The sequence below is a fragment of the Actinacidiphila cocklensis genome (genome assembly GCF_907177275.1).
GTDB lineage: Bacteria > Actinomycetota > Actinomycetes > Streptomycetales > Streptomycetaceae > Actinacidiphila > Actinacidiphila cocklensis.
Map to the genome: position 1 here is coordinate 1 of NZ_CAJSLV010000060.1, position 15,264 is coordinate 15,264.

Here is a 15,264-nt window from a genome sequence, read left to right on the forward strand (position 1 = left end):
ACTCCGGCGAGTACTTGCTGGGTGGTGCCACGTCGTGCCTCTCGTTTCCTTACACAGGGATCCTATTGGATCCCTGTCCGGAGACCTCGGGGCACCTCACCCATTTGTTGGTGTACTGGTCAGGGTCTTGATCATTACGGCAGGCTTGTTGTGTGGCCGGTCCTCTCATCGTTCCCGGTCACGGTGGGAGGGGCTGGTGTCGATGGAGTCGCAGCCGTGGCCGGAGCCTGCGCCTGGCGTGGTGCGGGCGGTGCGGGCCAAGTACCGCGGCCGGCCGGTGCCGCTGCCGGTCGCGGTGCGTGACGGTCTCGGTGAGGTCTTCGCGGACGCCGAGTTCGCGTCCGCGTTCGCAGCGACCGGTCCGCGGGGCTGGTCACCGGGGCGGTTGGCGCTGGTCACGGTGCTGCAGATGGCGGAAAACCTGACCGACCGGCAGGCTGCCGAGGCGGTGCGTGACAAACTCTCCTGGGCCTATGCGCTCGGACTGGGGCTGGAAGATCCAGGGTTCGACTTCAGCGTTCTGTCGCAGTTCCGCACCCGGGTGGCCGCACACCACCTGGAGGAGAAGGTCCTGGACCTGCTGCTGGCCGCCTTGCTCGAGCGGGGCCTGCTGGCCGCGGGCGGCAAGCAGCGCACCGACTCCACCCACGTGGTCGCCGCGGTGCGGGATCTCAACCGACTGGAGTTGGCCGGCGAGGCAGTGCGGGCCGCTGTGGAGGCTTTGACCTGCGCGGCGCCGGACTGGGTGGCCCAGGTCGTGGACGTGGCCTCGTGGAGCAAGAGATACGGGGCACGAGTGGACGGCTGGCGACTGCCGACGTCGCAGGTCAAGCAGGAACAGCTGGCGGTGGATTTCGCCCGTGACGGCTTCGCCCTGCTCGGCGCGGTCTACCACCCAAACTCGCCGGTCTGGCTGCGGGAACTTCCCGCGGTGCAGGTCCTGCGAATCGTGCTGCTGCAGAACTACACCCGCACCATCAAAGGCGGGCGGGAGGTGGTCAAGCGGCGGCAGAAGGCCGAGGACGGTGGCGACGGGCGCCCGCCCGGCCACCTACGGCTGTCCTCGCCCTATGACACCGACTCCCGCTGGAGCGTCAAACGCGACACCCTGTGGAACGGCTACAAGCTCCACATCAGCGAGACCTGCACCTCCGCACCGGAATCCGGGCGCAAGCACCCGAACCTGATCACGAACGTGGCCACCACCAGCTCCACGCTGCCCGACAGTAAAGCCCTCGACGCCGTCCACCACACCCTTCAGCAGCGCCGGCTCCTCCCCGAAGAGCACTACCTCGACTCCGGCTACGCCACCGCCGAACTGATCCAAGGCTCCTTAAAAACCTACGGCGTCGCCCTGGTCACACCAGTTCTGCTGGACACCTCCCGGCAGGCCAAAGACCGCAACGGTTTCGCCGCCCACGATTTCACCATCGACTGGCACGCCGAGCAGGCCACCTGCCCCGCAGGCAAGACCAGCGTCACTTGGAACCCCGTCGTCCAAGCAGGCCTGCCCAAGACGGTGGCCACCTTCGCCGCCCTGGACTGCATCCCCTGCCCGCACCGGAGCCAGTGCACCAGCGCCAAGAGCAACCGACGCCAAATCACCCTGCACCCACGCGAGATGACCGAAGCACTACGCAACGCCCGCGCCCAACAGCAGACCAAGGACTGGAACAAGAACTACGCCCTACGGGCCGGCATCGAGGGAACCATCCGACAGGCCACTGCCGTCACCGGCGTCCGCCGAGCGCGCTACCGAGGCCTGGAAAAGACCCACCTCGAACACGTCTACTCCGCCGTCGCACTCAACCTGATCAGACTCCACGCCTGGTGGCACAACCAACCCCTCGACCGCACCCGCACCAGCCACCTCACCCGACTCGAACTCACCCTCACCGCATAAACCAATGGGCAACAGGATCGGGCGACCCCACAGGCCCAGCGGCTGCGAGCGCCGCCGGCGTACCCGGATTCAGCCCAGCTCGGTGGCGGTGAACTCCCTCAGCCACGCCCGGAACTCCGGGCCGAGGTCCTCGCGCTCGCAGGCCAGCCGGACGGTCGCGCGCAGGTAGGCGCCGCGGTCGCCGGTGTCGTAGCGGCGCCCGGAGAAGACCACGCCGTGGACTGGGCCGCCGTCGTTCCGCCGCTGGGCGAGTTCGCCGAGGGCGTCGGTGAGCTGGATCTCGCCCCGCTGGTCCGGCCGCGTCTTGGTGAGCACGGGAAAGATCTCCGGGCTGAGCACGTAGCGCCCGATCACCGCGTACGAGGAGGGTGCCCGTCCCGGCTCCGGCTTCTCGACCAGGCCGGTGACCCGGACGATGTCGCCGTCCTCGCCGGCCACCGGGGCGACGGCGGCGCATCCGTACAGGTGGATCAGGGCCGAGTCGACCTCCATCAGGGCCACGACGCTGCCGCCGTACCGCTGCTGGATCTCCGCCATCCTGGGCAGCAGCGGGTCGCGCGGGTCGATGAGGTCGTCGCCCAGGAGCACGGCGAACGGCTGATCGCCGACGTGCGGCTCCGCGCAGAGCACCGCGTGCCCGAGGCCCTTGGGGTCGCCCTGCCGGACGTAGTGCATCATCGCCAGCCGGCTGGAGGCGCGCACCTTCTCCAAGCGCTCGGTGTCGCCGCGCCGGCCGAGCAGTTCCTCGAGTTCGTGGTTGCGGTCGAAGTGGTCCTCAAGTGCCCGCTTGTTGCGTCCGGTCACCATCAGGACGTCCGTGAGCCCTGCGGCCACGGCTTCTTCGACGACGTATTCGATCGCCGGCTTGTCGACGACCGGCAGCATCTCCTTGGGGGTCGCCTTCGACGCCGGAAGAAATCGGGTCCCCAGGCCCGCGGCGGGTATGACGGCCCTGGAGATGCGCGGAATGTGCGGTGATCTTCGGTTGGTTGACATGCGCGATAAGCCGCCGAAATCCGGCGACAACTCCCCCCTGGGCGTGAGCGGTAAGCTCACATCATAAGCACATGTCCCAGGGGGTCTCGGGCGGAAGCGCACCTCAACGCGATAGCGGAAGGATGGCTCCCGCATTCAGCGGTCGAACGCCCTTTGGCGTCAGTGCATTTCGAGCAGCCTGGAGAGCGCGTAGCCCGCAATTCCCCGGCCGGCCGCAATGGCTTGTGCATCCGTGTCGCCGGCGGCTCCGGAGTTGGGCCCGGAGACCGTGGTGTACAGGTAGCGCCCGTGCACCGCGTGGGTCACTGCGCAGGCCACCTTGTCACTGCAGAAATCGGGGATGCCGTGCCCGGTCACGGGCATCAGGTTGCCCTTGAAGTCCGTGTTCACCGCCTCGGCGTCGGCAGCCGTCGGGAAGACCATCACGCCGACGGTCACCGCGTCCTTGCCGGAGACGTAGGTGGCCAGCACGATCTGGGAGCAGTGGTGCGGGTCCAGTTGCGGGCCGAGGCCCCCGCGGGTGCCCTGCCAACAGGGGGTCTTGTGCGAGGTGGCCTTGCGGGCGAACGACTGGCCGTCGACGGAGAGTTTCGTGGCGGTGAACAGGTCGCTGCCACGAAGCGTGGGCGTCGGCTGACCGGTGGACCCGGTGGCGGAGCCGCTCGGCGAGGGACTGGCGGACGTCTTCGTGGACGAGGACGAGGACGGGTGGTCCTTGGGGCCGTCGGCGACCTTGTCGTCGTTCTTGCCCATGGTCAGGGCGACGAGCGTGCCGGCCGCGGCCAGCACCAGGACGACGCCGGTGGCGATGCCGATCGTCATCCGGCGCCTGCCCTTGCGGTCCGCCTGCTGGCGGTCCGCCATCGCCGACCAGTCCGGTTGGTTGGGGTTGGGCACGTACGGTTGCGGGTAGCCGGGCCGTACCTCGTACGGGTAGCCGGTCTGCGCCGGGGGCTGGGCCTGCCACTGCGGCGGCCCCTGGGCGAACGGGACGTACGGGCCCTGCGGCTGGCCGTAACCGGACGGCTGCTGCTGCTGCGGGGGCACCGACTGCGGCTGCTGCGGCTCGGCCGGGGCTGTGGCGCCGTCCTGATGCGGGGTACGGGGGTCCTGTGGCCCCTGCGGTGTGCTCATAGCCTCGGGACTTCACCTTTCCGGTCACCCATTCGGGTGGATCTTAGCGTCAGTGGCGGGCCAGGGAACGAGGGACAGCGCATTGAGGCCCTGGCGGTAGGCCGCCTTGTTCTGCGGGTCTATGTCGAACCGGTAGTCGTAGCGGCCGCCCTCGTCCTGGCTGTGCTGGAACCACACGAAGCCGATGACGTTCGGCGTGCTCTTGAGCCAGCGGAAGAGGTCGGCGGTCCACTCGGCCTGCTGCGGCCCGGTCGAACTGCCGGTCTCGGCCAGTAGGATCGGCTTGCCGGAGAAGCTCTCGACGGCGTCGACCGTGGGTTGCAGCACGTCCCGGGCGGACTTCTCCCCGGTGCCGTAGCCGTCGATGCCAATCCAGTCCACGTACTGGTCGCCCGGATACAGCGGCTGCAGCTGCACCCCGTTGGTGCCGCGGAGGATGTTCGGGCTCCAGACCCAGATCACCTGGGTCGAGCCGACGGCGTCGAAGAGGTCGTGGACATGCCGCCACGCCTTGACGTAGTCACCGGGGGCGTTGCCGCTGTTCTGCTCCGACCAGGGATACCAGTCCCCGTTCATCTCGTGCGCGAAACGCAGCAGGATCGGCCGGCCGGCGGCCTTGACCTGCCGGGCGAAGGTGATGATGTACCGGTCGAAGGAACCCGACGCGATCTTCTTCAGCGCGTATTGCGGCTGGTCCGCGGCCCGCGACGTCCCGTACGGCTCCCAGGTGAGGAGCGGCAGCGCGCCCTGCTGGTAGCTGAGGTCGAAGTCGCCGAGGGAGAAGGGCTTGTTCCAGCTCTGGTAGTACTCGAGGATCCGCGGGTGCACGCCGGCGGCGACGGTCGCCGAGTCGGTGGTCGCCCGGGCCGGGGCATGGAAGGTGGCCACGCCGTAGTACTGGCCCTTCGGGTGCAGGTAGTCCGCCTTGGTCAGCCCCTTGGGGGCGGGGACCGGCGTCTCCCGCGACGAGGGGGTGCCGGTGGCGGCCGACTCGTGGAAGGGGTCGCCGCCGGAGGACGAGCAGGCGGCCAGCGTGACCGTCAGCAGGCTCACCAGCAGACCGACGAGGACGCGCCAGGGCCGCGCCGGCGGGTGGGAGCACGACACTCTGCGTGGAAAAGTGGGCATCGGACGGCGGCGGTCCTACTGTCGGCCCAGTGACCGGAAGGTCCAGCCGGCGGCGCGCCAGCCGTCGCGGTCCAGGACGTTGCGGCCGTCGACGATCTGGGGCCGGGCCACGACCTCGGCCACCGCCCGCGGGTCGAGCTCGCGGAAGTCCCGCCACTCGGTGAGGTGCAGGATCAGCTCCGCGCCCTGCGCCGACTCCAACGGGCCGGTGCCGTAGTCCAGTTCGGGCCGCAGCTTGCGAGCGTTGTCCATGGCGTGGGGGTCGTAGACGCTGACCGAGGCGCCAGCCTGGTGCAGCCGGCCCGCCAGGTCCAGCGCCGGCGAGTCGCGGATGTCGTCGGAGTCGGGCTTGAAAGCGCAGCCCCACACCGCGACCCGGCGCCCCGACAGCCCGCCCGGCAGCAGTTCCGCGGCCAGTTCCATGACCCGGTCCCGGCGGCGCAGGTTGATCGCGTCGACCTCGTCCAGGAAGGCGAGCGCCCGCCCGACGCCGAGTTCCTCCGCACGGGTGCGGAACGCGCGGATGTCCTTGGGTAGGCAGCCACCGCCGAAGCCGACGCCGGCGTGCAGGAACCGCCCGCCGATCCGTGTGTCGTACGACAGTGCGGCGCTGAGCTGCGCCACGTCCGCCCCGGCCGCCTCGCAGACCTCGGCCATGGCGTTGATGAAGGAGATCTTGGTGGCCAGGAAGGCGTTCGCGGACGTCTTGGCCAGTTCCGCCGTCGGGAAGTCGGTGACGACCAGCGGCACCCCGGCGTCCAGCAGCGGACGGTACACCTCGCGCAGCAGCGGCTCGGACGCGCTGTCGCCGTCGTCGAACCCGATGACCAGGCGGTCGGGCCGCAGGGTGTCCTCGATGGCGAAGCCCTCGCGCAGGAACTCCGGGTTCCATGCCAGGCGCACCCGCGCCCCGGCCGGGGCGAGTTCGGCGAGCCGGCCGGAGAGGCGCGCCGCGGTGCCCACCGGCACCGTGGACTTGCCGACCACCAGGGCGGGCCGGTCCAGATACGGGGCCAGCGACTCGATCACCGCGTCGACGTACCGGAGGTCCGCGCCCTGCCCGTCGGGCAGCTGCGGGGTGCCCACGCACGAGAAGTGCACCTCGGCGAACGCGGCGGCCTGGCGGTAGGAGGTCGTGAACCGCAGCCGGCCCGAGGCGACGTGCTCGGCGATGAGTTCGGCCAGCCCCGGCTCGTAGAACGGGACGCTGCCGGACTGCAGTGCGGCGATCTTGTCCGGGTCGACGTCGACGCCCAGCACCTCGTGGCCGAGTTCGGCCATGCACGCGGCATGGGTGGCGCCGAGGTAGCCGGTGCCGATGACAGTGAGCCGCATGTTTCGGCTGCCCTTCCGGTACGTGGGGACCAAGCGCGAATGAGGCAAGGCGAGCACCACGGCGCAGAGGCCGCTCCGCCGCTCCCCGAGCCGGATCCGATGTCGTTGCACACAGCAATGGCACAGGCCGAGCGGCCTTCCGAACCCCCTTCCGGAGACAGGGGCACGGGACGCGCGGTGATCGTACGGCAATCACCGGGCTGCGTGAGGATGCTGTGCAGATCATATGGTAAACATTCCCGACGAGACAGCTTCTCTGCGGCATACCGCGTCGTCAGGGGCCTGGGGGAAATCGGCGCGTTGGGGAAGGCATGCTGGCGTTCTTGCTGGAGATCCGCGAGCTGCGGATCAGCGGCGTGGTGTACCCGTTTGCGGCATTCATGGCGCTCATCTGGTTGCTGTGGGTGATCAAAATCGTGCTCGCGCGGCGCTACAAGCCATGGAAGCGGCCATTCCACGCGACCACTTCCGTGATCATTCCGGTGGTCGACGAACCCGAGGAGCTGTTCCGGGAGGTCGTCGGCCGCATCATCGCCCAGCAGCCGACCGAGATCATCGTGGTGATCAACGGCCGCCGCAACGTGGCCCTCGAAGCGATATGCGACGACCTCGGCGTGCTCTGGTACTGGACGGAGATCCCCGGCAAGCGCAACGCCCTGAAGGTCGGCCTTGAGGCGTCCACCGGCGAGATCGCCGTGCTGGTCGACTCCGACACCATCTGGACCACCAACACCCTCAGCGAGCTGATAAAGCCCTTCCGCGACCCCAAGATCGGCGGTGTGACGACCCGCCAGCGGATCCTGCAGCCGAGCCGCACCGTGCTCACCCGCTGGGCGGACTGGCTGGAGAGCGTGCGCTGCCAGTACTCCATGCCGGCCATGAGCGTGCTCGGCACCGTCGGCTGCCTGCCCGGCCGCACCATCGCCTTCCGCAGCTCGATCCTCTTCGACTGCATGGACGACTTCCTGGGCGAGAAGTTCCTCGGCGTCTTCCTGGAGGTCAGCGACGATCGCACGCTGACCAACTACACGCTGAAGGCCGGGTACCGCACGGTCTACCAGTCGACGTCGCTGGTCTACACCGACGCCCCGCTGCAGCTGAAGAAGCTCGCCAAGCAGCAGTACCGCTGGGCCCGCGGCTCGCAGTACAACACGCTGCGGATGATGCCGTGGATGCTCAAGCACGCGAAGATGCTGGCGCTGTTCTACTTCGCCGACGTCGCCGTGCCGTTCGTGCTCCTCGGCACCTTCGCGTCCTGGGTCGTCGCCGCGTTCCACAAGGGCCGCCCCGGCATCTACACCGACCTTCCACTGCCGTCCGACCCCACCAAGTCCCTGGTGCTGCTGGTGAGCCTGGCTGCGGTGATGTCGCTGTTCTCGCTCATGGTCCGGTTCGGCCGGCACTTCGCCTACCGGCCGCAGGACCTGCTGTTCCTGCCCACGTTCATGGTCATCAACACGCTGCTGCTCCTTCCGGTGCGGCTGCTCGGCTTCTTCCGGTGTGCGCACAACGCGAGCTGGGGGACCCGCGCGGACAGCTTCGCCGGCGAGAAGACCCACAGCCCGCTGGTGCTCGTGCCGTACCTCATCGGCGGGCTGATGCTGGGGGGATCGGTGATGATGAGTGTCTGAGTCGCGAAGCAGCCGCCGCCGCAGGCCGGTCCACTGGTGGAGCCGCGGTTCCGGCATCCGCCTGCGGGTGTGGATGGCCGTCAACGCGGTACTGCTGTCAGCGCTGTCCTACGCGGTCTACGCGGCGGTGACCTCCAACGCCCAGGGCGCCGGCTACTCCGGCCTGGGGAACGCCCCGAGCAGCCCCGGCGTGCTCGACCGGCTCAAGGGCAAGAACGAGCCGACCGTCCCGAGCAAGGAGCAGTTCCTGCGCCCGGACGGCATCTACTACGGTGCGGCCACCGTCAAGGCGCCCTACGACACGCAGGAACTCGACCAGCTCACCACCGACGCCGGCGGCGTCCGGACCACCATGACCTCGTTCTTCCTGTCGTGGAACCAGAAGTTCAAGCCGTACTCGATCACCGCGGCCTACGCACACGGCACCCTGCCGGTGCTGACCTGGGAGCCGTGGCAGGGCGGCACGCAGAACCCCAAGCCGGACGAGATCCTCACGTCCAACACCGACCAGCCCGACTACCAGCTCGCCGACATCATCGGCGGCCGCTACGACGCCTACATCACCGAGACCGCCAAGGCGATCGCCGATGCCAAGTGGCCGCTGGTGCTGCGCTTCGCGCACGAGATGAACGGCGTCTGGTACCCGTGGTCGGAGAACGTGAACGGCAACCACGCGGGCGAGTACGTCCAAATGTGGCGGCATGTGCACGACCTGTTCACCCGAGCCGGCGCCACCAACGTCATCTGGACCTGGTCGCCGAACATCGTCCGCCCGGTGCCCCGCACCAAGCTCAAGCCGCTCTACCCGGGTGACGCCTACGTCGACTGGGTGGGCATGACCGGCTACGGCGTGCACGAGAAGTCGCCAGCGATCACCTTCGGACCGACGATCGAGCAGATCCAGGCCATCACCGACAAGCCGATCATCATCATGGAGACCGGCGCGCAGATCGACACCAGCCAGTTGCAGTGGGTCAACAACTTCTTCCCGTGGCTGAAACGCCACCCCGAGATCATCGGCTTCGTCTGGATGGAGAAGGACCGCGACACCGGCGCCCGCGCCAACTGGCTGTTCACCTCCAGCCCGGCCGAGAAGGAGGCGTTCCAGGCCGGCCTGGCCACCCTGCACCTGACCACCGGCCAGCCGGCCACCACGACGAGCCCCACGCGGACGTCCGGCGGGAGCCCACCGGCGAGCCCGTCCGCCTCCAGTACAGGGAGCACGCCGTGAGCGACAGGGAAGTCCTCGACTCCCCGGAGACCATTCCGATCGCGATCATCCCGCAGCCCAGGACCGAGCGTGCGGAGGAACGGCCCACCCGACGGGAAGAGCGCGAGCATCGGGAGCGCGAGCGCAGGCGCGGCCTGAGCCGCACCAACACCATGCTGCCCCCGGCGCTGGTCACCCTCGCGCTCGGCGCCTACCAGATCGGCACCCCGCAGGTCCGCGAGGACGAGTCGGCCACCTGGTGGGCCGCCCACCTGTCGTGGAGCGACCTGGGGCGCCTGCTGGACAACACCGACGTGGTGCTGGCCCCCTACTACGTGCTGATGCACCTGTGGGTGGCGGTGGCCGGCTCCTCGCCGGTCGTGCTGCGGCTGCCCTCGCTGCTGGCAATGTCCGCGACCGCCGCCGCCCTCGCGCTGCTGGGCCGCCGGATGTTCGACGGCCCGACCGGCCTGATCGGCGGGCTGGTCTTCGCCGTGCTGCCGGCCACCGCCCGCTACGCCCAGGACGCCCGCCCCTACGCGATGTCGGCGCTCGCCGTGGTCGTCGGGGCGCTGCTGCTGTACCGGGCGCTGGACCACGACGGCGCCGACCGGTGGGGCGGCTACGCCCTCGGCATGCTGGGCACCGGGCTGTTCCATCCGGTGGCCGCCAGCGTCGTGGTCGCGTACCTGCTGATCGTGTTCGCCACCGACCGACAGCGCGCCGGCGCCTGGTTCTCGGTGACGGTGGTCCCGGTGGCCCCGCTGGTCGCGGTGCTCATGCTGGCCCGCGGCCAGAACCACCAGCACCCCAACGGGGGCACCGGCCTCGACGCGCTGCGGCACCTGCCGCAGGACCTGCTCGGCTCCACCCACGTGGTGCTGACGGTCGGCGTCCTGGCAGTGCTCGGAGTGCTGCTCGGCCGCAGGAACGGCATCACATTGCTGGTCTGGGCCGTACTGCCGCCGGTCGTGGTCTTCCTGCTGCGCTCCTACGGCAACCTGTTCACGCCGTCGTACTTCGTCTTCACCCTGCCCGCGATCGCCCTGCTCACCGGGGCGGGCGTGTGCGGGCTCGGCCGCGCGCTGCCGGGCGCGGCATCGTCGGTCGTGCCGCGCCAGCTGGGGGCCGGACTGGTCGCCCTCGCAGCGGTCGCCGCGGTCTCCGTGCCGGCCCTGTCCGCCTTGCGCGACGACCCGCGGTCCGGTGCGTACGACTTCCACGCGGCCGCCCGCTACATCGCTCTGCAGCAGAAGCCCGGCGACGGCATCGTCTACAGCGGCCAGCTCGACGTCGCCACCCGCGCCATGTCCTACCAGCTGCGCGACGCCCCGCGGCCGCTCGACGACGTGTACGTGATGGTCTCGCCGCAGCGCGACGGCACCTACACCGGCGAGCCCTGCTCGGCTCCGGTGGTGTGCACCAAGGGCATCGACCGGATCTGGCTGGTGTCGACCGCGCCGGCCGCCACCCCCTACGCGGGGATGACCACGGACGAGGGCACGTTCCTCCGGACCGAGTACAAGGCCTCCGCCGGGCGGAAGTTCAGCGGAGGGCTGCGCGTGACCCTGTTCCAGCGAGCCGCGAAGGCGGGCGGCCGTGGCTGACGGCGGAGACATGCCCGAGCCGCGGCGTGGGGCGCGCCGGCTGGTGCAGGCGGCGCTCGCGGTCACCGCCGCGGTGGCCGTCGGCCTGGGCGCGTTCGCGCTGGGCGGCGGCTCGTCCGGCGGCTCCGGAAAGGACCACGCCGGGCGCAGCGTCGCCCTGCCTTCGACGCGGACGACCGAGACCGTCCCCGACAAGTCGCGCTTCCTCCGTCCCCCCGGCGGCACCACCTACGTCGGCGTCGCCGCACCCGACGCCCCCTGGAAGTCCGCGGTGCTCTCCGGTATCGCCGAGGACGCCGGCGGCGTCCGGCCGGACATGGTCGAGTACTTCGTCAACTGGACCAAGGGCTTCGACGAGGGCGCCGTCCGGTCCGCCTACTCCCAGCACGCCCTCCCGGTGATCACCTGGGAGCCGTGGGCCGGCGCCGGCAAGGGCACGAAGCAGCCGTCGTACGCGCTGTCCACTATCATCGACGGCCGTCACGACGCCTACATCACCGCGTTCGCCGAGGCCGTCAAAGCGGGCCGCTGGCCCGTCGCGATCCGCTTCGGCCACGAGATGAACGGCCACTGGTACCCATGGGCCGAGCACAACGGCGTCAACAAGCCAGGGCAGTTCGCGGCCGCCTGGAAGCACGTGCACGCGATCTTCGACAAGGTCGGCGCGGACAACGTGATCTGGGTGTGGGCGCCGAACACGCTGCGCGGTGCGGACCCGGTCCGCCTCGCGTCCCTCTATCCCGGGGACGCCTACGTCGACTGGATCGGCATGTCCGCCTACGGCGTCTCCGAAGCGGCGGCGGGCGACACGCTGGACCCGACCCTGCGGGCCGTCCGGAAGTTCACCCAGCGTCCCCTGCTGATCACCGAGACCGGATCCCAGCCGGGTGCCCGGAAGGCCGGCTGGATCGCCTCGTTCTTCCCGTGGCTGCGCAAGCACCCCGACGTGATCGGCTTCGTCTGGTTCCAGTACACGCGCGAGCAAGGCGCCGGCGCCGACTGGACGTTCACCTCCAGCACGGCGGCGCGGAATGCTTTCCGCACGGGGGTCCGCACGCTGAAGCCCGCAGCGGTCCCGGCTCCCTCCTGACCTGCCGCGCGCGGGGCCGGTGGCGGCGGACCCGAGGGCAGGGCCGGCCGCACGGGCGGTCAGGTGCGTGTCACGGTCCAGTAGTCGAGGTTGAAGTCGCCGGTCGGGAACTCGACGCGGACGGTGCCCCTGCCGAAAGCCTCATCCGTGCAGCTCAGCACCACTATCACCTTATCCAGGGTGACGACCGAGCGCGGATCCGCTTGAACGCGTTCAATGGAGCGTCAGGCACGGTATGAGCGCGTTCAAAACAACCCTGTCCTCTGCAACCGGCACAGGCCGCTGAAACGCCTGCTGAACTGCGCGGATGGAATTCTCGGCACCCACAAGGCTCCTGCGGACCTCGTCGAGGAGTGCGAAATGCCGCGGGTCCATCCGGCCCTGCCGAGCCGCAACCGCAACGGGGCCGCCGCTGCGGTGACAGCTGAACGGGCAACGAGTCCGCTTCGCGAGCATCCTCGCAGCCCGCCGAAGCGGCTCACGGGCTGCCTTCCCTGCATCGGACGCCCAACTGCCACCGCGCACCGCCCACCCCGGACCCAGCGCTGCGACCAGCACGGATGCAATACCCGGCACCTCCAGGGCCCCTGCCATCGTTCGGTACGGTCGCAGACGGCCTGGACAACGCGATGACGGAGTCGTGCGCGGGTTCGGCCGGGCGACGGCTTCTTCGCTGCGCCCGGCGCCTTGGCGGCGAGCGTGCTCAGGAGGCGTCGGTGCGGGGGAAGACGTACTCGTCGAGCACGATGCCGAGGGCCACGGCGGCCGGGATGGCCACCAGGCCGCCGATGATGCCGAGCAGCGAGCCGCCGGCCAGGACCGCGACGACGGTCACCACCGGATGCACGTCCACGGCGAATTTCATGGCCCGCGGCATGATCAGGTAGTCCTCGGCGACCCGGAATCCGATGTAGAATGCCGCGGTGGCCAGGGCCACCGGAAACGAGACGGTCAGTGCCACCAGGCTGACCACGATGCCGCCGACCGTCGAGCCCACCACGGGGACCATGTCCATCAGCGCCACGAAAAAGCCCAGCGCGGCGCCGTAGGGTACGCCGACGACCTCGCACCACACGAAGGTGGCGAGACCCGCGATCGCGGAGGTCGCGATGTTGCCGAGCATGTACCGGCCGACGCGGCTGAGGATCTCTTCGGTGACGGCCTCCACCCGGGGGCGCCGGGTGCCGGGGACGAAGCGGTAGCAGAACTGCTTGATCGTGGGCAGCGCCGCCATCACGTAGAGGGTGACGGTGATCACGATGACGGCGGACGTGATGAGGCTGATCACCAGCTGGCCGGCCCCCAGCACCCCGCCGGCCACCTGGGACGCGCCCCCGGCGCTCAATCGCGACTGCGCCTTCTCGATGATGTGGTAACGGTCCTCCAGCCGCCCCAGGGTGGAGTGGTGGTCGTGCAACTGCTGGCGCCAGCGGGGTATCCCGTCGCTCAGCGCGTTCACCGCGTCGGTGACAGGCGGGATGACCAGCGCCAGGAATCCCGCCAGCACACCGGCGAACCCGGCGAGCACCGCGGCCACCGACCAGCTGCGGCGCAGGCCGAGCCGTCCCAGCAAGGCGACCACCGGCTCCAGGCTGACCGCGATGAAGACGGCCAGCAGCAGGAGGGTCAGCAGTTCGCTGAGCCTGAGCACGGTCTGCACCAGGAGCCATGCCAGACTCCCGCCGAGGGCCAGCCCGAAGCCGATCTGGAACCAGGAACGCCGCGCGGCGGGCACCCCGCCGAGCCTGCGCCGCCACGCTTCGGCAACCGGACTTGCGTCCTGTCCGCCGCCCGCCGGTGGCCGCCGGTCGGCCGCGGCGGCCGCGCTCTCGGGCGGGTCGCCCTTCCGCCGGGCCGTCTCGGGGCTTGCGTCTGCGGGACCGGCCGCCTCGGTGCCGCTCTGCTCCCTGGGAGCCTCGGCGCCGTCCCGCCGGTGCGGGTCGGAGACGGCGGATCCGGGCCGCGATGACGCCTGGGCAGGCATGTCTGGCACTGCGTCATCCCCTCTCGTGAGGACGGTCCTGGAGTCGGTTCCGCGATGCCGCAGCCCGGGACCCTCCACCGACAGCACAACCTGGCGTCCGTCTGCCCCCGCGCGAGCGGAAGATTCACGCCGGCCGGGGCCTCCTCCTTCCGACGTGACAGCAGTCGGAGCCACGGACCCAGCCGATTTCCGTTCCGTGGCAGCGCCGGCCGGCTGACGAGTGCTCCAGGGAGAACGCAGAGGACGCGGGAATGCCGGGTGTGGGGGTCACGGTGATCCGGAGGCCGTGTACTGACCGTCGGCGGAGACGGGGGCGGCAAGCCTGTCATCATCGAGGCCTCACGGCGGCGCACCCCGAGCCGGCACTGCTCAGCGGCCGCCCGGAAGGAAGAGCGGATGAGCTTGCGTTTCGAGGAACTCGACTGGGCCACCACCCCGATGGGCGACATCAGCCTGCGCAGGCGGCGCGACCCCTCCTCGGGCGACGACGTGTACGAGGTGAAGCTCGGGGACGAGTTCCTCATGTCCAGCCTCTTCATCGCGGGCGAGATCGCACTCGCCGAACTCGCCCTGGCCGCGCTGCCGAACGAGCAGGTGGATGTCGCCGTTGGGGGCCTCGGCTTGGGCTGTACGGCCGCGGCGGCACTCGACGACCCGCGTGTGGCGTCACTGATCGTCGTCGACGCGATCAGCAAGGTCATCGAGTGGCACCACGAGCACCTCGTACCGCTGGGCGCGCGGCTGACCACCGACGACCGGTGCCGCCTCGTCCACGGCGACTTCTTCGCCCTGGCAGCCGGAACCGACGGCTTCGACCCGGCTGTGCCCGGGCGCCGATTCCACGCCGTTCTGCTGGATGTCGACCACTCACCCGAGCACGTCCTCCATCCGCGGCATGCCGCGCTCTACCGGCCCGACGGACTGCGCGCTCTGGCAGAACACCTCCACCCCGGCGGTGTCTTCGCGCTGTGGTCCAACGACCCGCCCAGCGATGCCTTCACCTCCCTGCTCGGCACCACTTTCGCCCACGCCGAAGCCCGCACGGTCGCCTTCGCCAACCCCCTGCAGGACAGCACCGCCGCCAACACCGTCTACCTCGCGGTCAAAGCCGCAGGCGACCGGTAGCAACACCCGTTTCCTATCGGCGTCGACCAGGCCGGGGCCGACCTCGTCCTCGGCGTGGGACGGCCCGACGCCCAGGAGGGCGCAGGCCCTTGGCCGGGCAGGATGCCGTCCACGAGGTCGC

General features: G+C 70.0%; 11 protein-coding genes. 6 read left to right on the top strand and 5 right to left on the bottom strand.

The window, feature by feature from the left end; genetic code table 11:
* Positions 1-202: 202 nt before the first annotated feature.
* The gene (locus tag NFU81_RS21045; protein WP_251492197.1) at positions 203-1,903 is read left to right on the top strand and encodes an IS1182 family transposase; all 1,701 of its coding nucleotides are present in this window, start codon (positions 203-205) and stop codon (positions 1,901-1,903) included.
* Between the two features lie 69 nt (positions 1,904-1,972).
* On the opposite strand, the gene NFU81_RS21050 is transcribed toward NFU81_RS21045, so the two are convergent.
* The 4 genes from NFU81_RS21050 to NFU81_RS21065 all read right to left on the bottom strand — a co-directional run bounded on the left by NFU81_RS21050 (position 1,973) and on the right by NFU81_RS21065 (position 6,496).
* Entirely contained in the window at positions 1,973-2,899 is a 927-nt protein-coding gene (locus tag NFU81_RS21050; protein WP_251492198.1) for a UTP--glucose-1-phosphate uridylyltransferase, read from the bottom strand.
* A gap of 159 nt (positions 2,900-3,058) precedes the next feature.
* Positions 3,059-4,033: a hypothetical protein gene (locus NFU81_RS21055; protein WP_251492199.1), complete on the bottom strand. Its 975-nt coding sequence runs from the start codon at positions 4,031-4,033 to the stop codon at positions 3,059-3,061.
* 24 nt (positions 4,034-4,057) lie between these two features.
* On the bottom strand, positions 4,058-5,086 hold the full coding sequence (locus NFU81_RS21060; protein ID WP_251492201.1) for a glycoside hydrolase family 26 protein: 1,029 nt from the start codon (positions 5,084-5,086) through the stop codon (positions 4,058-4,060).
* A gap of 90 nt (positions 5,087-5,176) precedes the next feature.
* On the bottom strand, positions 5,177-6,496 hold the full coding sequence (locus tag NFU81_RS21065) for a UDP-glucose dehydrogenase family protein (RefSeq protein ID WP_251492203.1): 1,320 nt from the start codon (positions 6,494-6,496) through the stop codon (positions 5,177-5,179).
* 311 nt (positions 6,497-6,807) lie between these two features.
* On the opposite strand from NFU81_RS21065, the gene NFU81_RS21070 reads away from it, so the two are divergent.
* The 4 genes from NFU81_RS21070 to NFU81_RS21085 are packed head-to-tail and all read left to right on the top strand — an operon-like array spanning position 6,808 to position 12,034.
* Entirely contained in the window at positions 6,808-8,127 is a 1,320-nt protein-coding gene (locus NFU81_RS21070) for a glycosyltransferase family 2 protein (RefSeq protein ID WP_251492205.1), read from the top strand.
* Positions 8,120-9,358 carry a glycoside hydrolase family 26 protein gene (locus tag NFU81_RS21075; RefSeq protein ID WP_251492207.1) on the top strand — a complete coding sequence of 413 codons (1,239 nt, stop codon included), beginning with the start codon at positions 8,120-8,122 and terminating at the stop codon, positions 9,356-9,358. The genes NFU81_RS21070 and NFU81_RS21075 overlap by 8 nt, the downstream gene beginning before the upstream one ends.
* The gene (locus NFU81_RS21080; RefSeq protein WP_251492209.1) at positions 9,355-10,944 is read left to right on the top strand and encodes a glycosyltransferase family 39 protein; all 1,590 of its coding nucleotides are present in this window, start codon (positions 9,355-9,357) and stop codon (positions 10,942-10,944) included. The genes NFU81_RS21075 and NFU81_RS21080 overlap by 4 nt, the downstream gene beginning before the upstream one ends.
* Positions 10,937-12,034: a glycoside hydrolase family 26 protein gene (locus NFU81_RS21085; protein WP_251492210.1), complete on the top strand. Its 1,098-nt coding sequence runs from the start codon at positions 10,937-10,939 to the stop codon at positions 12,032-12,034. The genes NFU81_RS21080 and NFU81_RS21085 overlap by 8 nt, the downstream gene beginning before the upstream one ends.
* A gap of 703 nt (positions 12,035-12,737) precedes the next feature.
* On the opposite strand, the gene NFU81_RS21090 is transcribed toward NFU81_RS21085, so the two are convergent.
* Positions 12,738-14,018, bottom strand: coding sequence for an AI-2E family transporter (locus NFU81_RS21090; protein ID WP_251492325.1), 1,281 nt, complete (start codon positions 14,016-14,018; stop codon positions 12,738-12,740).
* 396 nt (positions 14,019-14,414) lie between these two features.
* Between NFU81_RS21090 and NFU81_RS21095 the strand changes: the two genes are divergently transcribed.
* Positions 14,415-15,143 carry a polyamine aminopropyltransferase gene (locus tag NFU81_RS21095; RefSeq protein ID WP_251492212.1) on the top strand — a complete coding sequence of 243 codons (729 nt, stop codon included), beginning with the start codon at positions 14,415-14,417 and terminating at the stop codon, positions 15,141-15,143.
* Positions 15,144-15,264 lie beyond the last annotated feature (121 nt).